This window comes from Muricoccus roseus (assembly GCF_900141905.1).
Lineage (GTDB): Bacteria > Pseudomonadota > Alphaproteobacteria > Acetobacterales > Acetobacteraceae > Roseomonas > Roseomonas rosea.
In genome coordinates this window covers 1-19,320 of sequence record NZ_FQZF01000029.1, presented here as the reverse complement: position 1 = coordinate 19,320, position 19,320 = coordinate 1, and the positions used below count along the sequence as shown (strand labels likewise).

Here is a 19,320-nt window from a genome sequence, read left to right as displayed (position 1 = left end):
ATGACCGACAACCGTCAGGTCTCTGTCCGCGGCCTCACCCGCCGCTTCGGCACCAACACCGTCCTCCACAAGCTCGACCTCGAACTCGAGCCCGGCTCCTTCACCGCGCTTCTCGGCCGCTCCGGCTCCGGCAAGTCCACCCTGCTCCGCACCCTGGCGGGGCTCGACCCCCGGCCCGTGGAGGCGCGGATCGAGGTGCCCGAGGCCGTGGCCGTCGCCTTCCAGGAACCCCGCCTGCTGCCCTGGAAGCGCGTTTGGGAAAACGTGACCCTCGGCCTGCCGGGCAAGGGCGCCCCGGCGCGCGCCGAGCGTGCCCTGGCCGAGGTCGGCCTCGCCCGGCACCGCGACGCCTGGCCCGCCACCCTTTCCGGCGGCGAGGCCCAGCGCACCGCGCTCGCCCGCGCCCTCGTCCGCGAGCCGCGCCTTCTGCTGCTGGACGAGCCCTTCGCCGCGCTGGACGCGCTCACCCGCATCCGCATGCATGCGCTGGTGCTGGATCTCTGGCGCGCCCACACCCCCACCACACTCCTCGTCACCCATGACGTGGACGAGGCGATCCTGCTGGCCGACCGCATCCTCGTGCTCGATGCCGGCCGCATCGCCGCCGACATCCCAGTGGGCATTGAGCGCCCGCGCTCCCATGGCGATGCCCGCTTCGCCGCGCTCCGCCGCCGCCTCCTCTCCGAACTCGGCGTGGAGGCCGAGGTGATCCGGGAAGCCGCCTGATGGTCACCCGCCGCGCCCCATCTGAACGGAGAGGAAATCCCATGACCCTCAACACGCTCCCCGCCGATGGTGTCGAATTCATCGGCATGGTCCAGCCGCGCCAGCAGTCGGAGATCCATCCGGCCAGCGGCCCCTCGATCGATCCCGGCTATCTCGTCGCCTCCGCCCAGGCGCATGACGAGGGCGGCTTCGACCGCATCCTCATCGGCTGGCACTCGAACGGGCCGGATGGGCTTCAGCTCGCCGCCCATGCGGCCGCGCATACGAAGAAGGTCGGCTTCCTCGTCGCGCACCGCCCGGGTTTCCAGGCGCCCAGCACGGCGGCCCGCGCCTTCAACACGCTCGACCAGCTCTCCAACGGCCGCGCCGCGCTGCACACCATCTCCGGCGGCGACGACCCGGACCAGGCGCGCGACGGCGACTGGCTCGGCAAGGACGACCGCTACGCGCGCACGGACGAGTACCTGTCGGTCCTGAAGTCCATCTGGGCCGCGAGGGAGCCGGTGGACCACGAGGGAACCTACTACCGCATCAAGGGGGCCTCGCCGGAGGTGCGCAGCGTGCAGTCCCCGCGCATCCCGCTCTATTTCGGCGGCGCGTCCGAGGCCGCGCTGCGCGTCGCTGGCAAGCATGCCGATGTCTATGCCCTCTGGGGCGAGACCCACGCCCAGGTGCGCGAGATCGTCAGCCGCGTCCGCGCCGAGGCCGCGAAGCATGGCCGCGCCGACCGCGTCCGCTTCTCGCTCTCCTTCCGCCCCATCCTCGCGGATACGGAGGACGCCGCCTGGGGCCGCGCCGAGGCCATACTGGACCGCGTTCGCGCGGTGCGCGGCAAGGCCGCCCTCGGTCCCGCGAATGGCGCGCCGCAGAATGCAGGCTCCCAGCGCCTCCTGGCCGCCGCCGCCCTGGGCGACCGGCCGGAGGGACGCCTCTACACCGCCATCGCGCGGGAGACCGGCGCGCGCGGCAACACGACCGCCCTGGTCGGCACGCCGGAGCAGGTGGCCCAGGCCTTCCTCGACTATTACGACCTCGGCGTGACCACCTTCCTCATCCGCGGCTTCGACCCGCTGGAGGATGCGGTGGAATACGGCCAGTCCCTGCTTCCCGCCACGCGCCGCCTCGTCGCGCGGCGCCTGGCCCAGCGCCTTCCGGCGGCCGCCGAATGAGCCGCCTCCTCCTCGGCCGCCGCGTCCTTCTCGGCGCCGTCGCCGTCCTGGCCGCTCCGCGCATCCTCAAGGCCCAGGCCCCCCTGCGCGTGGGCGACCAGCGCGGCAATGCCCGCGCGGTGATGGAAGCCTCCGGCCAGCTCCGGGGCTTTGGCGACCGCATCGCCTGGAGCGAGTTCCCCGCCGCCGCCCCGCTGGTGGAGGCCCTGAACGCCGGCGCCATCGACACCGGCCTGGTGGGCGATGCGCCCTTCACCTTCGGCGCCGCGGCCGGCGCGCCGATCAAGGCCATTGCCGCGACGCGCGAGAACCGGGAGGGCCTCGCCATCCTGGTGGCGAAGGACAGCCCCATCCAATCCATCCAGGACCTGCGGGGCAAGCGCATCGCCACGGGCCGCGGCTCCATCGGCCATCAGGTGATCCTCGCCGCGCTGGAGAATGCCGGCCTGCCGCTCGATGCCGTGCAGTTCGTCTTCCTGTTGCCGGCCGATGCGAAGGCCGCCTGGAGCCGCGGCTCGGTGGAGGCCTGGTCCACCTGGGAACCCTATGTCTCCCAGGAGGAGGTGCTGAACGGCGCCCGCCGCGTCGCCCATGGCCAGGGCATCACCCCCGGCCTCGGCTTCCAGGCCGCGCGCACGGAGGCCATCGCCTCCCGCCGTGAGGAGCTGGCCGAGTTCGTCCGCCGCCTCGCCGCCGCCCGCGCCTGGGCGAATGCGAATGTGGAGGGCTATGCGAAGACCTGGTCGGATCTGATGAATATCCCGGCCCCCGTGGCCGAGCACTGGTTCCGCCGCGCCGCCACCCGCGTCGTCCCCATCGACGACAGCGTGGCCGCCGACGAGCAGCGGAACATCGACCTCTACGCCCGCGCGAACCTCGTCCGCCGCCGTATCGAGGCGAAGGAGCTGCTCGACGCCTCCTTCAACACGGCCATCGCCTCCGGGAACCGCGGCGCTTGACCGCGGCCCCGGCCATCGCAACCCTCCCCTCCAGGGGAGCGACACAGGAGAGCACCACCATGCCCGACGGAATTACCACGAAGCCCGCCCCCCAGACCGAAGGCGCCCCCGGCCCCGGCCCCGGTCCCGGCTATGACTGGCGCAACAAGGGCATCCGCCATGTCAGCGCCGCCGACCGCAGCGGCGACACGCCCGAAACCCTGGGCATGAACCGCGAGGTCGCCATCTCCGGCAGCCGCACCGGCTCCCTCCATCTCTGGGCCGGCACCAACCGGATCGAGCCCAATTCGCAGACCGGTCCGCACCACCACGGGCCGCTGGAGAGCATCATCTACATCATCTCCGGCACCGCCCACATGCGCTGGGGCGACCGGCTGGAGTTCATCACGGAGGCGAAGGCCGGCGACTTCTTCCAGGTGCCGCCCTATGTCCCGCACCAGGAGATCAACGCCTCCGCCACTGAGGTCCTGCACTGCGCCCTCGTCCGCAGCGGCACCGAGGAGGTCGTGATCAACCTCCCCGGCATCGGGGTGGCGGAGAGCCCGGAATGGGTGAACGTCAGCACCGCCACCCTGCCCACGAAGAAGCCGGCCTGAGCCGGCCGGGCGGGGCACAGGCCCCGCCCGCCGCATGCACCGATGGACGAGATCGACCGCAAGATCATCGCCCTCCTCCAGGGCGACGCGACCCTCTCCGTGGCCCAGCTCGCCGATAAGGTGGGCCTCTCGCCCACGCCCTGCTGGAAGCGCGTCCAGAAGCTGGAGGCGAACGGCGTCATCACCCGCCGCGTCGCGCTGGTGGACCCGGAGAAGATCGGCGTCGGCCTCATCGTCTATGTCGCCATCGAGGCGGGCGACCACACGCCGGAATGGCTCTCCACCTTCTCCCAGGCCATCGCCGCCATGCCGGAGGTGATGGAGGCCCACCGCATGGCAGGAGAGGTCGACTATATGCTCCGCGTCGCCGTCACCGGCATGGCGGAGTTCGACTCCTTCTACAAACGCCTCATCGGCGCCGTGCCCATGCGCAACGTCACCTCCCGCTTCGCCATGGAGCAGCTGAAATACACCACGGCCTATCCGCTCCATCGCGGCCGCTTCCGGGACCGCTCCGGGCGGGAAGGGGAGGGATAGCGGACAACCCCGCCACCCCCGGGCCGTTGTGCGGAGAGCCCTCTCGGCTTCAGGAGACCTCCGCATGAGCATCTTCCGCTCCATCATGTCCAAGATCTTCGGCCATCCGGCCGCCGCCAGCCCCGCGGATGCGGGCAGCCCGACGCCGGGCACGACCGCGGCCACCTCCCCTGGCGGCATCGGCAGCCTCGGCGGCGCCATGGCGGCCCCGGCCGCCACCCCCAGCACTCCGGCCGCCGGCCAGGCCCCCACCGCCCCCGGCCAGGGCGGCTCCCCCGCCCAGGCCGTGGACGTCCAGGCGGTCCTGACCGACATGGCCTCGAAGAACCCGCAGAAGCTGAACTGGCAGAGCTCCATCGTAGACCTGATGAAGCTCCTCGACCTCGACAGCAGCCTCGCCGCCCGCAAGGAGCTGGCCGGCGAGCTCGGCTACACCGGCAGCACGGATGATTCCGCCGCCATGAACATCTGGCTGCACAAGCAGGTCATGCAGAAGCTGGCCGAGAATGGCGGCCGCGTACCGGACAGCCTGAAGGGCTGAAGCCCCACGGGGGAGGCCCGCGCCTCCCCCGGGTACCCTCAGCCCCGCGCCGCGAAGGCCTCCCCCAGCGCCGCCGCCTCGCCCAGCGAGGTGACGATCGCCTCCGCCGGGCCTTCCTCGCGCAGGGCGGCCAGCATCGCGCTCTCGGGCGGCGCGTCCCACAGCCCGACGATCACCTTTGCCTCCGGCAGCTGCCGCGCGATGCGGCGCAGGAAGTAGCGCAGCCCCGCCACGCTGTTCCCCTCCTCCAGCACGGAGAGGCAGACGAGCCGCACCAGGCCCGGGTCCAGCCGCCCGAGATTGGCGGTCTCCAGCGCCGCGCTCGTCTCCGCCCGCGCGCCCAGCCCGGCCCGGTGCAGCACCAGGGCCGCCAGCCGCGCCGTCAGCTCGTCCATCGGCCCGCGCCCGGCGATGCAGACCACCGCGCCCTCCGCGGCCCAGGCTGTGGGCAGGGCCGCATCCGCCGCCGGGGCGTCGCCGAAGTCGGAAAGGTCGTCCAGCAGCACGCCCACCTGCGTGCGGATCACCTCCAGCCGGTCCGCCTCCAGCGCCTCGCGCGACCAGTCCGTCTGCGCCAGCACCAGCCCCTGCAGCGCCACCATGTCGCCATAGGCGGCCAGGCCCGTGCCGGGCTCGGCCAGGATCTCCCGCGCCTGCTCCACCAGCCCGTCCGCATCGCCCTCCAGCGCGCGCTGGTAGAAGCTCTCCTGCGGCTGGAGGGGAGGGCGGTCGCCCAGCATCACATCGAAGAACTCGAAGCGCGGCACATGCCGCCCCAGCACCACCAGCCCGACCGTGAGCGGGGTGGATATCAGCAGCCCGATCGGCCCCCAGAGGAAGGCCCAGAAGCTCGCCGCCAGCACGACGGAGAGCGGCGAAAGTCCCGTCCGCTTGCCGAAGAGCAAGGGCTCCAGCACCTGCCCCATCACCGCCCCGCCGAGGATGAACACCGCGAGCACCGTGATGGCGAGGGACCAGCCCGGATCCACCGCCAGCGCCAGCACCAGCGGCGGCGCCACCGCGATGGGCGTGCCGATGAAGGGCACGAAGCGCATCAGCCCGGCGAGGATCCCCCAGAGCAGCGGGCTTGGCAGCCCCACCGCCCAGAGCAGCCCGGAGATCAGCACGGCATAGCCCGCGTTCAACGCCACCTGCGCCAGGAACAGGCGGGAGAGCCGCCCGGCGGCGTCGTTCATCGCCGTCATCGTGCGGTGCAGGTCCCGCGCGCCCGCGAGGCGGATCGCCCGGTCCCTCAGGTCCTCGCGGTAGAGAAGGGTGAGGATGGTGAAGATCACCACCAGCCCCGCTGTCGCCAGCGGATGCAGGATGGGCCCCAGCACCGAGCCCACCACGTTCAGCATCGCCGTGTCCGAGCGCGCCGGGGCGGCCACCACCACGGGCGCCTCCGCCGCGGGGGGTGTCTCCAGCGGCCCGCCGATGCCGATGCTGCCGAGCAGCCCTTCTCCCTGGCGCAGCAGCTCCCCCAGCCCGCTCAGCGCCCCCAGCTTCGTCCGCAGCGTCGCGGCATAGCGCGGCAGCTCCGCCGCCAGCTCCGCCGCCTGCACGCCGAGGGCGGCGAAGATGGCGCCGATCAGCGCGAAGGCCGCCAGCACCGTCACCAGCACCGCCACGCCCTTGCCCAGCCGCAGCCGCTGCAGCAGCCGCGCCACCGGGGCGAGCACGAAGGCCAGCAGCACCGCCAGCACCAGCGGCACCAGCACGTCGCGCCCGAAATAGAGGCCGGCCACCACCACGGCGGCCGAGACGAGCACGGCGGCGCCCGCGACCGGCCCGCCCACATGGCTCGCCAGCGGCACCGCCGCGGCATGGACCGGCGCGGCGGCGGGGGAGAGGCGTCGGTCGGGAGGAGCCATCGGCGGCGTTTCGTATCCGGAAGAAGGGCTGGCGCAAGGAACCGGCCACGCCCCCCACAACCCCCCAGCCCCCCCGGGCGTTGCGCGCCCGACCATCTTCGTTCCCGCCGCCAGCCCGGACCGCCGGGCGCGGGCGGGAGCCCGGGGGAAGAGCCTTGCCCGAACCGATCCGCGCGCCCGCCCCCGAGGCCCCGGCGCCCCGCCGCCGCTGGCCGCGCATCCCCCTGCTCGCCGGTCTCCTCGCCCTCGTCGCCGTCGGCGCCGGCACGGTGAGCTACGCCCTGAACGACCGCGACGCGGATGCCATCACGGCCGGGACCGAGACGGTGGTGGCGCTCGAAGGCGCCCTCTCCGCCATCAAGGATGTCGAGACCGGCCAGCGCGGCTACCTCCTGGTCGGCCGGGAGGAGTATCTCGAACCCTACCGGGCCGGCATCGCCGCGGTGGAGGAGCGCCTCACGGCCTTGGAGGCGCTCCGCGCGCCGGCCGGGCTGCCGCCGGAAACCCGCCTGCGCGCCCTGATCGCCCGGCGGGAGCAACTGGCCGAACGCTCCATCGCCGCCCGGCGGGAGAGCGGGGCGGAGAGCGCCCGGGCGGTGGTCGAGGCCGGCGAGGGGCGGGAGGCGATGGACGCGATCCGCGCCGAGGTGGCCACCCTCCAGGCACAGGCGCGCGCGCGGGTGGAGGCGCTGAACCGCCGCAGCGACATCCGCGCCCTCTGGCTCGGCGGCCTCTCCCTGGGTTCGGCCCTGCTCGCCTGCGCCCTGCTCGGCTTCTACGCCGTCACCCGCCGCCGCGCGGAGCGCCGCGCGAACGCCCTGCTCGACGCCGTGATGACGAACGCCCCCGTGGGCCTCGGCCTGATCGGGCGGGACCTGTCCATCACCAATGCCAACCACGCCCTGGGCGAGATCGCCGAGCGCATGACCGGCCAGGCGGCCGGCGCCATGCCCGCCCTGGCCGAGGCCATGCGCGGCCGCATCGAACCCCGCCTGCGCGCGGTGCTGGATGGCGGCCGCGCCCAGTCGGACGTCGCCATCGAATTCACCCCGCCGGACCGGCCGGAGGAGAGGCTGCATCTCCTCGCCACCCTCTTCCCCTTCGCGCGCGGCCAGGAAGGGGTGGGGGAGGCCGCCGGCCTCATCCTGATGGACATCACCCGCCGCCGCCGCGCAGAGGACCGGCTGCGCCGCAGCGAGGCGCGCTTCCGCACCCTCGCCAACTCCCTCCCGCAGCTCGCCTGGCAGACCGATGCCGCGGGCGAGATCGAGTGGTACAACCGCCGCTGGTACGAGTTCACCGGCACCAGCTTCGAGCAGGTGAAGGGCTCCGGCTGGAAGGCGGTGCACCACCCCGACCATCTCGAGCGCGTCGCGGCGCATTTCCAGGAGGCCATCGTCTCGGGCGAGCCCTGGGAGGACTTCTTCCCCCTGCGTGGCGCGGATGGCGAGTACCGCTGGTTCCTCAGCCGCGCCGTCCCCATTCGCGACGAGCCCGACGAGGAGAACCCGGAAGGCGCCATCACCGGCTGGTTCGGCACCAACACCGATGTCACCGAGCTGCGCACCGCACAGGAGGAAGCCACCCTCGCGCGCGAGGCCGCCGAGGATGCCAACCGCGCGAAGAGCCAGTTCATCGCCAATATGAGCCATGAGCTCCGCACGCCGCTCTCCGCCGTCATCGGCTATTCCGAGATGCTGGAGGAGGAGGCCGCGGATATCGAGGGCGGCGAGGTCCTGACGAAGGACCTGCAGAAGATCGGCGCCAATGCGCGCCACCTCCTCTCCCTCATCAACGACGTGCTGGACCTCTCCAAGATCGAGGCCGGTCGCATGGAGACCCATGCGGAGGAGTTCGAGGTGCCCACCCTTGTCTCCGAGACGGTCGCGACCGTGCAGGCCCTCATGGCGCAGAAGGACAACCGGCTCGAGGTGCGGCTGCCCGAGGGCATCGGCCCCATGCACAGCGACCAGGTGAAGCTGCGCCAGTGCCTCATCAACCTCCTCTCCAACGCAAGCAAGTTCACCGAGGGTGGCCGCGTCACCCTCACCGCCGAGACCGGCCGCGACGCCATGGGCCGGCGCGAGATCGCCTTCCGCGTCGCCGATACGGGCATCGGCATGAACCCGGAGCAGCTGGCGAAGCTCTTCCGCCGCTTCAGCCAGGCCGACAGCTCCACCACCCGCCGCTTCGGCGGCACGGGCCTCGGCCTCGCCATCACCAAGGCCTTCTGCACCCTGCTCGGTGGCGACATCGCGGTGGAGAGCGAGGAGGGGCGCGGCACGACCTTCACCATTCGCGTGCCGATGGACATGCGCGAGACCGGGCCCGAGCCCGCCGCCGAGCAGCCCCTCGCCACCCTGCCGGAAGGAGAGGCGGGAACCGCGGGCCTCGTCCTCGTCGTGGATGACGACCCCGCCTCGCGCGAACTGCTCTCGCGCTTCGTGGTGCGGGACGGCTTCGCGGTCGCCTGCGCGCATGACGGGGAGGAAGGGCTGCGCCAGGCGCGCCGCCTCCGGCCCACGGCCATCCTGCTGGACGTGATGATGCCGCGCATGGATGGCTGGTCCGTCCTCTCGGCCCTGAAGGCCGATCCGGAGCTGGCCGATATCCCCGTGGTGATGGTCTCCATCGTGCAGGAGCGCGCGCTCGCCGTCTCCCTCGGCGCGGCCGACTACCTGGTGAAGCCCGTGCAGTGGCACCGCCTCCGCACCGTGCTGGACCGCTACCGCGCGCCGGGCACGGCCCTGGTGGTGGAGGCCGAGGCGGAGCCGCGCATGGAGCTGCGCCGCTTGCTGGAGAGCGAGGGATGGTCGGTGGAGGAGGTGGAGAACGGTGCCGCCGCCCTGGCGCGCCTCACCGCGCCTCCTCCATCCGCCCCGCCGCTCGGCCTCGTCCTCGTCGCGGTCCCCGGACCGGAGGAGGACGGCCTCAGCCTCGTCCACCAGCTTCGCCGCAACGAGGCCCTGCGCGACATTCAGGTCATCGCCCTCACCGGCGGCAACGTGGCGCCCGCGGAGCTCGAGGCCCTGCGCGGCCAGGTCCGCCGCATCCTCCCCGCCGATGACGAGCCGCCCGAGGCGCTGCTGAGTGAGCTGCGGCGCATTGCCGCCCAGCGGAACCCGAATGCGCCCCCAGGGAACCCGCCGCCCCCGCCGCCGTTGGAGCGGCAGACGGAGAGCACGACACGATGACGAAGATACTGCTGGTGGAGGACCATGAGGAGCTGTGGGACTTCCTCTCCCGCCGCCTCCGCCGCCGCGGCTTCGACGTCGTCCTCGCCCATGACGGCCAGCAGGGCGTGGAGATGGCCGCGGCTGAGAAGCCCGACGTCATCCTGCTCGACATGAACCTGCCCGTGATGGACGGCTGGACCGCCGCCCGCATGATCCGCGAGGGGGCCGAGACCGCCCGCATCCCGATCATCGCGCTCACCGCCCATGCCATGTCCGGGGACCGCGAGAAGATGATCGCCGCCGGATGCGACGACTACCACCCCAAGCCCGTGGACTTCCCCCAGCTCCTCGCCCAGATCGACGCGGCGATGCTGGCGACCGAGGAGGGTTAGCCCTCTCCGGCCGACCGTTGGGCGATGCGGCGGCACGGTGGTAGCCTCAGCGCAGCCGAAGCCATGGCCGGGCGTTGACCCGGCGGATCAGAGAAGGACAGGCCCGATGCGCCGAACGCCCCTCCGCGCGTTCATCCCAGCCCTCGCCCTCGCGAGCCTCGCCGCCTGTTCTCCCGACCCGCCACCCGCGATGATGGGCGAGATCCCGCTTCGCGCGCCCACCCTGCCGCCCGCCATCGTCCTCGTCTCGCTGCCGGGCGTCGCGCCCGTGCCGCGCGTGTTGAGCGCCGAGCTGAGCCGGGGCGGCGAGGCCGTCTGCGCCCCGCTGGTGGGCACGCGGCTGGAACCGGTGGCGGACAGCACCTTCCGCCTCATGCTCAACCCGCCCGGCTTCGCCGTGACGCGCGAGACGGTGTTCCGGCGGACCGTGGATGCCCCGTTCGGTGGCCCGGAACTCGCCATGGATGGCGCGAATAACGGCCGCTGCGACTACGTCTTCCGCACGGCCTCGGCCGGCTGACACGGATGGGGGGAGGGGCAGCCCCCTCCCGCCCGCCTATTCCGCGCGGATGCCGGCGCGCTTGATCACCGGCTCCAGCGTCCGCTTCTCCCGCTCAATCAGCGCCGCGAAGGCCTGCGGCCCCTGGCCGCCGAGGATCGTGCCCTGCTCGGCCAGCCTGCCGCCCACCGCCGGGTCCCGCAGCGCCGCGGCCACGCCCTCCGCCACGGCGGCGATCACCTGATCCGGCGTGCCAGCCGGCGCCGCCATGCCGAAGGCCGTGCCGAAGACGAAGCCCGGGACGCCAGCCTCCGCCGCAGTCGGCACATCCGGCAGCTGCGCCAGCCGCTGCTCCGTCGCCACCGCCAGCGGCCGCACCGCATTCCCCCGGATATGGCCGAGGATGTTCGGCACGTTGTCGATCACCATGTCGATATTGCCGGAGATGAGGTCGGTGATCGCCGGCGCCGCGCCGCGATAGGGGATGTGCTGGATCTCCGTGCCCGTCGCGCCCTTGAACAGCTCCAGCGCCAGATGAAGGCTGCTGCCGGCCCCAGCCGAGCCGGCGGTGATCGTCCCCGGCTTGTCCTTTGCCGCCGCGACGAGCGCCGCGAGGTTCCGCCACGGCCGCGCATTCGCCACGCAGATCACCTTCGGCGTGGAGGCGAGCAGCGTGACCGGCGCGAAGGCCGTGTTCGTGTCATAGGGCATGGTCGGGTAGATGAACTGGTTCACCGCCAGCGGCCCCATGGAGGAGGCGAGCAGCGTGTAGCCATCCGGCGCCGCCTTCGCGACGAGATCGGCGCCGATATTGCCGCCCGCCCCCGCGCGGTTGTCCACCACGAAGGGCTGGCCGAACTTCGCGGCCAGGGCTTGCGAGACCGAGCGCGCCAGCGTGTCCACCAGCCCGCCGGGCGGGAAGGGGACCACGATGCGCACCGGCTTGTTCGGCCAGGTGCCCGCCCCGGCCGCGCCCTGGGCCCGCACGGCCGGCGCCGCCAGCAAGGCCCAGGCGGCGCCCAGCGCCGCCCGGCGGGTGATGGTGATGCTCATTTCTTGTGTTTCCTCCTCTGCACGCGGGGTGGCGCTAATGCGCGCCGGGCGTCGCCGGTGGCGGTGCCTTGGCGGCGGGCGGGAAGGGGTATTGCCCCGGCTGCGTCTCCACGGTGATCCAGCGCAGTTCCGTGAACTCCGCGATCCCGGCGCGCCCGCCGAAGCGCCCGTAGCCGCTTGCCTTCACCCCGCCGAAGGGCATCTGCGCCTCGTCATGCACGGTCGGGCCGTTCACATGGCAGATCCCGCTCTCGATCCGCTGCGCGAGCGCCAGCCCGCGCGCCACGTCCTTGGTGAAGATGGCCGCCGACAGCCCGTATTCCGTGTCGTTCGCCACCCGCACCGCCTCCTCCGCGTCCTTCACGCGGATCATGGCGACCACGGGACCGAAGCTCTCCTCGGCATAGATCGCCATATCAGGCGTCACCCGGTCGAGGATGGAGGCCGGCATGATCGTGCCCTTGCGCGGCCCGCCGCCCAGCTGGGTCGCGCCCTTGCCGACGGCATCCTCGATCAGCGCCTCCACCTTCCGTGCGGAGACCTCGTCCACCACAGAGCCCAGGAACACCGTCCCAGTGCGGGGGTCGCCCACTGGCAGCGTCGCGACGAACTCGGCGAAGCGGCGCGCGAACTCGTCCGCCACGCTCTCCACCACCACCAGCCGCTCGGTGGACATGCAGATCTGGCCCTGGTTCATGAAGGCGCCGAAGGCGGCGGCCTTCACGGCCTCCTCCAGGTCGGCATCCTCCAGCACGATCATGGGCGCCTTGCCGCCCAGCTCCAGCAGCACGGGCTTGAGGTGCTTCGCCGCATGCATCGCGATGATGCGCCCCACCGGGGTGGAGCCGGTGAAGTTCACGCGCCGCACCGCCTTATGGGCGATCATCGCCTCCACCACCGCCGGCGCATCCTCGGCGGCATGCGTCACCACATTCACCACGCCCGGCGGCACCCCGCCCTCGCGCAGCGCCTGGGCGATCAGGCTGTGGGTGCCGGGGCAGGTCTCGCTCGCCTTCAGCACCACCGTGTTGCCGCAGGCCAGCGGCAGCGCCAGCGCGCGCACGCCGAGGATGACGGGCGCGTTCCACGGCGCCATGCCCAGCACCACGCCCACCGGCGCGCGGATGCTCATGGCCAGGCAGCCCGGCTTGTCCGAGGGGATGACCTCGCCCGTGGTCTGCGTCGTCGCCGCCGCCGCCTCCCGCAGCATGCCGGCCGCGAGATGCACGTTGAATCCGGCCCATCCCGCCGTCGCGCCGATCTCCTCGGCCATCAGCCGGATGAACTCCGGCGCCTTCGCCGCCAGCGCATCCGCCGCCTTCAGCAGGATGGTGCGCCGCGCATTCGGCCCCAGCTTCGACCAGGCGGGGAAGGCCGCGGCGGCGGCGTCGCAGGCCGCCCGCGCATCCTCCGCCGTGGCGGCGGCTGCGCGCGTCGCCACCTCGCCCGTCACGGGGTTGCGGCGTTCGAAGGTCCCGGCGCCGGTCGCGGGCCGGTCGCCCTCGCCGATGATCAGCGGTACGTCGAGCATCGTCTGTCCTCCCCTTACGTCTTTTCGTCGTAGAGGGTGGCGATGGCGCCATCGACGGCCACCTCCACCAGATAGGGCCCGTCGGCGCTCATGGCCCCGGCCAGCGCGGCCTCCAGCGCCTCCGGCGTCTCCACCGCGCGCGCCGGGCATCCCATGCCGCGCGCCAGCGAGACAAAGTCGATCCCCGGCAGGTCGATCCCCGGCGCGTCCCGCACCTGCAGTACGCGGGAGAAGGAGCGCATGGCGCCGTAGCCGGCATTGTTCATGACGATCACGGCCAGCGGCAGCCGTTCCTGCACCGCCGTCCAGAGCGCCTGCGGCGAGTACATGAAGGAGCCGTCGCCGATCAGGCAGGCCACCCGCCGCCCCGGGCTGCCCAGCGCCACGCCGACCGCGGCCGGGAGCCCGTAGCCGAGCCCGCCGCTCGCCATGGTGAAGAAGCCGCCCCATTCGCGGATGGGCATCTGCGCGTGCATCGCGGGCCGGTGGGAGGGCGCCTCCTCCACCAGCACCGCGTCGCGCGGCATCGCCCGGTGCAGCCGGTGCAGCGCATAGGCCGCGCTCAGCGGCGCGGCCGCCGCCGGCGGCGCCGGGCGCGGGCGCGGGGAGGGAAGGGCGCGCGCAGCCCCCGGCAGCAGGGCCGCCAGCGCCGGGATCCCGTGCCGCAGCGCCCCCAGCACCGCCATCCCGGCGGGAGCGGAAGAGGCGGCCTCGGCATCCGTCGTCATCTGGATGATGGGGATGCCACTGCGGAACAGCGCGCATTCTCCCGCCACATGGAAGGTGAAGACGGGCGCCCCGATCACCAGCACCAGGTCATGCCCGATCAGCGTCTCGGAGACCTGCTGCGGCGCCGCGTGCAGATGCCCGGCGAAGAGCGGATGATCCTCGGGGAAGGAGAGGCGTGAGGAGAAGGGGCTCGTCCAGACCGGGGCCCCGACCCGCTCCGCGAGCGCCACCAGTGCCGGCCCGCAGCCCTCCGCATCCACATCCGACCCCACCACCAGCACGGGCCGCCGCGCGGCCGAGAGCAGCCGCGCCGCCTCCGCCAGCGCCGCCGGATCGGGCGCCGTATCCGGGAACCAGGCCCGCGGCACCACCGGCTGGCACGGCGCCGCCCAGTCATCCGAGGGGATGGAGACGAAGCACGGGCCGTAGGGCCGCTGCATCGCGATCCGGTGGGCCTGGGCGATCGCCGCCGGCACATCGGCCGCCCGCGCCGGCTCGATGCTGAACTTCACATAGGGCTTGGGGAACTGCGCGGCATCCGAGGCGCCGAGGAAGGGCAGGTTCGGCAGCAGCGCCCGCGTCTGCTGCCCCGCCGTGATCACCAGCGGCGCGCCGTTCCGGTAGGAGGTGAAGAGATTGCCCAGCGCATGCCCCACCCCGGCTGCCGAATGCAGGTTCACGAAGGCGCAGCGCCCGGTCGCGCGCGCATAGCCATCGGCCATGCCCATCACGCTCGCTTCCTGCAGCCCGAGCACGTAGCGGAAATCCGAGGGCCAGCGATCGAGGAAGGGCAGCTCCGTCGATCCCGGATTGCCGAAAACAGTGGTCATGCCCAGCCCGCGCAGCAGGTCGAACACCGCCTCCCGCACCGTCATGCCGGTTCTGGTCGTGGGCGTGGTCGTGCCATCCATCATGTGTCGTCCGAATCCAGCCCCGCGATCAGCCGGCGGAGCGTTTCGAGAAAAGCCTGGCGGTTCTCCGGCCCCACCAGCCGGTCCAGCGCCGCGTCATGCGCCGTCGCATGGCGCTGCAGCTCGGCCAGCGCCTCCTCCCCCTCGGGGGTGAGGCGCAGCGCGTAGCTCCGCCGGTCGGCTGCCGCCCGGTCACGCCGGATCAGCCCGCGCCGCTCCAGCTCCGTCAGCTTCGGCGTGAGCGTGGATTTGTCGCGCCCCACGGCGGCGCCGAGCGCCGTCTGCGAGAGGCCCGGATTCTCGTGGATAACCAGGAGCGCCGCGAAATGCCCCGGCTTCAGCCCGGAATCGCCGGTCCTCCGCGCGAAGCCGGCGAAGGAGGCCTCCTGCGCCAGGCGCAGCTGGAAGCCGAGCATGTCCTGAAGCGGGCCGAGGCGCACCGACGCCAGCCCGCCGGGCAGGACGCGCAGGGTTGGCTGCTCCGCGCGGGGCTTGGACGTCCTGGCACGCGCGGGGGTCGCCCGGGTTGGCTGCGCCACGAAACCGCTCCTCCTGCCGGCGCGTCACGCCGCGCGCGCCGTGCCGGGTAAGATCGTAGGATATCAAACGATCTCGGCGCAAGCCTTCCGTGAAGGGCCGGACATCCCCGCGATCGCCAGGTCTCGACCCCTCCGCTCGTCGCGCAGGGCCGCGCGCTCCCCTCGTCCCGCCCCCCGGGCGGCTGGCTTCAGGGCCCCAGCAGCCAGCACGCCCCGGCCTGGCCGGAGACGTCCCGCGCCTCCGCCACGGCCAGGTGCAGCCATTCCGCGTCCCGGTTCCCCGCGATGATGAGATCCGCGCCCAGCCTCCGGGCCGCATCGAGGATCTCACCCGGCAAGTGCCCCTCCACCGGCCCGTCCGGCAGCACCTCGGCCGGCACGTCATGGCGCAGGAGGTAGCGGGCCATGTCCGCCAGCTCGCGCCGCTGCTCCTCCTCGGGTCGGCCATCCCGCACCGGCAGCAGCGCGACCCGCTCCGCCAGCCGCAGGATCGGCAGCGCCGAGGCGATCCCGCGCCGCGTGGCCCGCGTGTCCCGCCAGGCGACGAGCACCTGCCTGGCATCCAGCACCCGGGTCCGCTCGGGCACCAGCAGCACGGCGCGCCCCGCGCGCGCCGCCAACGCATCCAGTTCGCCCTCCGCCGCCTCGGCGAGGCCGAGGATGAGCAGATCCGCCGCCCGTGCCTCGCGCGCCAGCACGCCCGCCAGGGGCTCGGCGGAACCCCGCCACTCCCGCCGCCGCGCCGCCTTGCGGCTCGTCGCGTGGAAGCTGTCCCTCGCGCGGTCCAGCCGCTCCGTGGTCTCCAGGGAACCCGCCGCGAGGCCGATCAGCGTCGCATCGAACCGGTCCGCCAGATCCGCCGCGAGGAGGATGCGCGCCTCGGCCGTGTCCTCCAGACCCGCATGCACCAGGAGAGCCTTGTAGTCCCGCATCGCATCTCCCTCCGGGGCAGCGTCTCCGGCCCCGGCACCAGCCGCCGCGGTCATCCCGATGCAGGAAGCATGCGCGCCGCGCCGGCGCTTTGATCCGGATCAGCCCCGCGCCGCCGCGCCCGCCATGCGGCGGCGGCGCGCGGCCCGCGCCAGCTTCACGCCCTCGAGCAGCGCGAGCATGGCCAGCACCGCCAGCACCGCCCCGCCCATCCCGGAAAGGCCGGGCGGCCCCAGGCGGAACAGCGCCGCCGCCGGCGGCAGCAGGAAGACGACGAGGAGCAGGGCGCCGATGGCGGCCAGCACCCAGCGCAGCGCGGCATTCGGCCGCAGCACCGTCTCCCGCAGCGAGGTGCCGAAGACGCGGTTGACGAGGATGAGCCCGAGGCTGGCGAGCAGCAGGGTGAGGAAGGTGCGGCTGCGCAGCACCTCCTCCGGCAATCCCGCCCGCAGGCCCAGCAGGTAGATGGTGCCCGCCGCGGCCAGCGCGGCCAGCCCCTGCAGCGCGGACCAGCCGAATTCCGCGATCGAGATGAGCGGCGCGTCCGGCGCGCGCGGCGGCCGGCGCATCGCGTCCGGCTCCTCCGGCTCCGCCTCGAAGGCGATGGAGCAGACGGGGTCCACCACCATCTCCAGCAGCGCGATGTGCAGCGGTCCGAAGATTGGCGGCAGGCCGAAGGCCAGCGGCAGGAAGGCCAGCCCCGCGATCGGCACATGCATGGCGATGACATAGCCCATCGCCTTCCGCAGGTTGTCGAAGATCCGCCGCCCCATGCGGATGGTGCGCACGATCGAGCCGAAGTCGTCCTCCAGCAGCACGATCGCCGCCGCCTCCCGCGCCACGTCGGTGCCGCGCCCGCCCATGGCGATCCCGATATGCGCGGCCTTCAGCGCAGGCGCGTCATTCACGCCGTCGCCCGTCATGCCCACCACCTCGCCATCGGCCTTCAACGCCTCGACGATGCGCAGCTTCAGCTCGGGCGGGATGCGCGCGAAGACAGCGGCGCGGCGCACCGCCTCGCGGAACGCCTCCTCCGGCATCGCCGCCAGCTCCCGGCCGGTCACCACCGGCGCGCTGTCCAGCCCGGCGGCGCGGGCCATGGCGGCGGCGGTCGCAGGGTGGTCGCCCGTCACCATCGCCACGCGGATGCCCGCCGCCCGGCACTCGGCCACCGCCACCGGGACCGAGGGCCGCAGCGGGTCCACCAACCCGACCAGCCCGCGGAAGGCCAGCGGCGCCGCCTCCAGCCCGGCCGGCAGCGCCTGGCCCGGCGCCAGCCGCGCCTCGGCCAGCCCCAGCACCCGCAGCCCGCGCCCGGCCATCCCGGCCGCCACGGCCAGCACGGCGGCCGCCTCCTCCGCCTCCAGCCGGCAGAGCCCCACCACGGCCTCCGGCGCGCCCTTCACCGCGATCACGGAGGATCCGTTGCCCTCCCCCTCCTGCCAGACCCGGCCCATGGCCAGCAGGTCCGGGCGCAGCGGGTAATCCGGCCCGGCGGGCTCGCCCCTCCCGGGCAGGCCCGCCACCAACTCGCGCAAGGCGCGCTCCATGGGGTCGAAGCCCTCCGCGCGGCTCGCCCGCGCGGCGATGCGTGCCAGCGCCGCCCCGGCCGGCAGCAAGGGCCCGCCGCCCTCCTGCCGCGCGGCATGCACCAGCAGCCCGGCGGCATCCCGCAGCTCCGCCACCATCATCCGGTTCTGCGTCAGCGTGCCGGTCTTGTCCGTACAGAGCACGGTGGCGGCCCCCAGCGCCTCGATGGCGGCCGCACGCCGCGTCAGCACGCCGGCCCGCGCGATGCGGCTCGCCCCCATCACCGTGAAGACGGTAAGGATCAGCGGGAACTCCTCCGGCAGCATCGCCATGGCCAGCGCGATGCCGCCGAGCGCGGCGGCCAGCCAGTCGCCGTTCAGCAGCCCGTGCAGCAGCGCGGCCAGCACGCTCACCCCGATCCCCAGCACTGCGAAGAACCGCACGAGGCGCCGCACCTGCGCCCGAAGCCGCGGCGGCTCGCGCTCGATCTCCCCCAGCGCCTGGCCGATGCGGCCGAGCGCCGTGTGCCGCCCCGTCGCCGTCACCTGGGCGAGGCCCTCGCCGCCCACCACCAGCGTGCCCGAGAAGACCCTGGCCTCCTCCGCCGCATCCTCCCCGCCAACATTCTCCCCACCCGGCGGGCGCGCCCGCTTGCGCGCGGGGACGGACTCCCCCGTCAGCAGCGATTCGTCGGCCTCCAGCGCCGTGGCCGAGAGTAGCCAGGCATCGGCCGGCACGCGGTCGCCCTCGGCGAGCACCATCAGGTCGCCGCGCACCACCTCCCGCCCGGGAATGCGCCGCCGCACCCCGTCGCGGATGACGAGGGCGCGCGGGCTGGAGAGGTCGCGCAGCGCGTCCAGCGCGCGCTCGGTCCGCACTTCCTGGGCAATGGCGATGGTGACGGAGAGGGTCGCGAAGACGAAGAGCAGAAGCGCCTCCCCCGTGTCGCCGATCACGAGGTAGATCAGCCCGGCCGAGAGCAGCAGCGCGAACATCGGCTCGCGCACCGTGTCGAGCGCGACACGCGCGACGGAACGACGTTCCGCGCGCGGCAGGTCATTGGCGCCCTCCTGGCGCAGCCGCGCGGCGGCGGCGGCCTCCGTCAGGCCCTGGGGCCCGGCCGGCGTCACGGCACGCGCGCCACGGTCCTCTCCGAAGGTGCTGCTGTCGCTCACATCCGGTCCCCGTATGCTTCGCCGCCACCTCGCGCGCAGCGCCGGAATATCCGGTCAGCGGCGGTCAGCTTGTCTCAGGGCGGGGAAACCCGTTCCGGCAGAGGTGGCCGGAGCCGCGGGAATGCGCCCCTGCCGGCACTCTGCGCCTTGCCAGGCCAGCGCGCCTAGCAGGTCGCTGAATTACTCGGCGTTCTGGAGCGTTTTCCCGTCGGAGGGACCAGCGGCTTTGCGCGTCCGGCCCGTTCCTACGAGCGGCATGGACGCCGGATGCCGGTTTTCGGCTTCATGCTGCCAGCAGCCGGGGCAGTCGGGCCAGGTTGTTGGCGACCATCGTCAGGATGAAGCGGGATCGCACGCGTTCGATGCGACGATAGACGGTCTGGGCCATGCCGCCGACGGTCTTGGCCCAGCCGAAAGCCTCCTCGATGCGCTTGCGGTGTTTCTGGGACAGGG

17 protein-coding genes are annotated in these 19,320 nt (G+C 73.2%); 9 read left to right on the top strand and 8 right to left on the bottom strand.

The window, feature by feature from the left end:
• From BUB97_RS19985 to BUB97_RS19960, 6 genes are all read left to right on the top strand, one after another.
• The gene (locus BUB97_RS19985) at positions 1–726 is read left to right on the top strand and encodes an ABC transporter ATP-binding protein (RefSeq protein ID WP_073138048.1); all 726 of its coding nucleotides are present in this window, start codon (positions 1–3) and stop codon (positions 724–726) included.
• A gap of 41 nt (positions 727–767) precedes the next feature.
• Positions 768–1,895 (top strand): LLM class flavin-dependent oxidoreductase, encoded by a 1,128-nt coding sequence (locus tag BUB97_RS19980; protein WP_073138046.1) that lies wholly within the window; start codon positions 768–770, stop codon positions 1,893–1,895.
• Entirely contained in the window at positions 1,892–2,854 is a 963-nt protein-coding gene (locus BUB97_RS19975; RefSeq protein WP_073138044.1) for an ABC transporter substrate-binding protein, read from the top strand. The genes BUB97_RS19980 and BUB97_RS19975 overlap by 4 nt, the downstream gene beginning before the upstream one ends.
• Before the next feature lie 59 nt (positions 2,855–2,913).
• Positions 2,914–3,450, top strand: coding sequence for a cupin domain-containing protein (locus tag BUB97_RS19970; RefSeq protein ID WP_086062386.1), 537 nt, complete (start codon positions 2,914–2,916; stop codon positions 3,448–3,450).
• A 42-nt stretch (positions 3,451–3,492) separates the two neighbouring features.
• Positions 3,493–3,987 carry an Lrp/AsnC family transcriptional regulator gene (locus tag BUB97_RS19965; RefSeq protein ID WP_073138042.1) on the top strand — a complete coding sequence of 165 codons (495 nt, stop codon included), beginning with the start codon at positions 3,493–3,495 and terminating at the stop codon, positions 3,985–3,987.
• A gap of 64 nt (positions 3,988–4,051) precedes the next feature.
• A complete protein-coding gene (locus tag BUB97_RS19960; protein ID WP_073138040.1) occupies positions 4,052–4,528 on the top strand; it encodes a DUF3597 domain-containing protein in 477 nt (158 codons plus the stop codon).
• A gap of 38 nt (positions 4,529–4,566) precedes the next feature.
• On the opposite strand, the gene BUB97_RS27295 is transcribed toward BUB97_RS19960, so the two are convergent.
• Entirely contained in the window at positions 4,567–6,402 is a 1,836-nt protein-coding gene (locus BUB97_RS27295) for an AI-2E family transporter (protein WP_073138038.1), read from the bottom strand.
• A 155-nt stretch (positions 6,403–6,557) separates the two neighbouring features.
• Between BUB97_RS27295 and BUB97_RS25935 the strand changes: the two genes are divergently transcribed.
• From BUB97_RS25935 to BUB97_RS19940, 3 genes are all read left to right on the top strand, one after another.
• A complete protein-coding gene (locus BUB97_RS25935; protein ID WP_073138036.1) occupies positions 6,558–9,596 on the top strand; it encodes a response regulator in 3,039 nt (1,012 codons plus the stop codon).
• Positions 9,593–9,970, top strand: a complete 378-nt coding sequence (locus BUB97_RS19945; protein WP_073138034.1) for a response regulator — start codon at positions 9,593–9,595, stop codon at positions 9,968–9,970. The genes BUB97_RS25935 and BUB97_RS19945 overlap by 4 nt, the downstream gene beginning before the upstream one ends.
• A 106-nt stretch (positions 9,971–10,076) precedes the next feature.
• A complete protein-coding gene (locus BUB97_RS19940) occupies positions 10,077–10,490 on the top strand; it encodes a hypothetical protein (protein ID WP_073138032.1) in 414 nt (137 codons plus the stop codon).
• Positions 10,491–10,526: 36 nt separating this feature from the next.
• On the opposite strand, the gene BUB97_RS19935 is transcribed toward BUB97_RS19940, so the two are convergent.
• The 7 genes from BUB97_RS19935 to BUB97_RS19905 all read right to left on the bottom strand — a co-directional run.
• Positions 10,527–11,522: a Bug family tripartite tricarboxylate transporter substrate binding protein gene (locus BUB97_RS19935; protein WP_073138030.1), complete on the bottom strand. Its 996-nt coding sequence runs from the start codon at positions 11,520–11,522 to the stop codon at positions 10,527–10,529.
• A gap of 34 nt (positions 11,523–11,556) precedes the next feature.
• Positions 11,557–13,053 (bottom strand): aldehyde dehydrogenase, encoded by a 1,497-nt coding sequence (locus BUB97_RS19930; protein WP_073138028.1) that lies wholly within the window; start codon positions 13,051–13,053, stop codon positions 11,557–11,559.
• Positions 13,054–13,067: 14 nt separating this feature from the next.
• The gene (gene mdlC, locus BUB97_RS19925) at positions 13,068–14,696 is read right to left on the bottom strand and encodes a benzoylformate decarboxylase (RefSeq protein WP_245818386.1); all 1,629 of its coding nucleotides are present in this window, start codon (positions 14,694–14,696) and stop codon (positions 13,068–13,070) included.
• A complete protein-coding gene (locus BUB97_RS19920) occupies positions 14,693–15,232 on the bottom strand; it encodes a MarR family winged helix-turn-helix transcriptional regulator (protein WP_245818385.1) in 540 nt (179 codons plus the stop codon). Before BUB97_RS19920 ends, mdlC begins: the two co-directional genes overlap by 4 nt.
• Before the next feature lie 188 nt (positions 15,233–15,420).
• Positions 15,421–16,164, bottom strand: a complete 744-nt coding sequence (locus BUB97_RS19915; protein ID WP_073138026.1) for a universal stress protein — start codon at positions 16,162–16,164, stop codon at positions 15,421–15,423.
• Between the two features lie 99 nt (positions 16,165–16,263).
• Positions 16,264–18,867 carry a cation-translocating P-type ATPase gene (locus BUB97_RS19910; protein ID WP_245818384.1) on the bottom strand — a complete coding sequence of 868 codons (2,604 nt, stop codon included), beginning with the start codon at positions 18,865–18,867 and terminating at the stop codon, positions 16,264–16,266.
• A 283-nt stretch (positions 18,868–19,150) separates the two neighbouring features.
• Positions 19,151–19,320 (bottom strand): transposase (locus BUB97_RS19905; protein ID WP_175562690.1); only part of this gene is annotated, 170 nt, incomplete at its 5' end.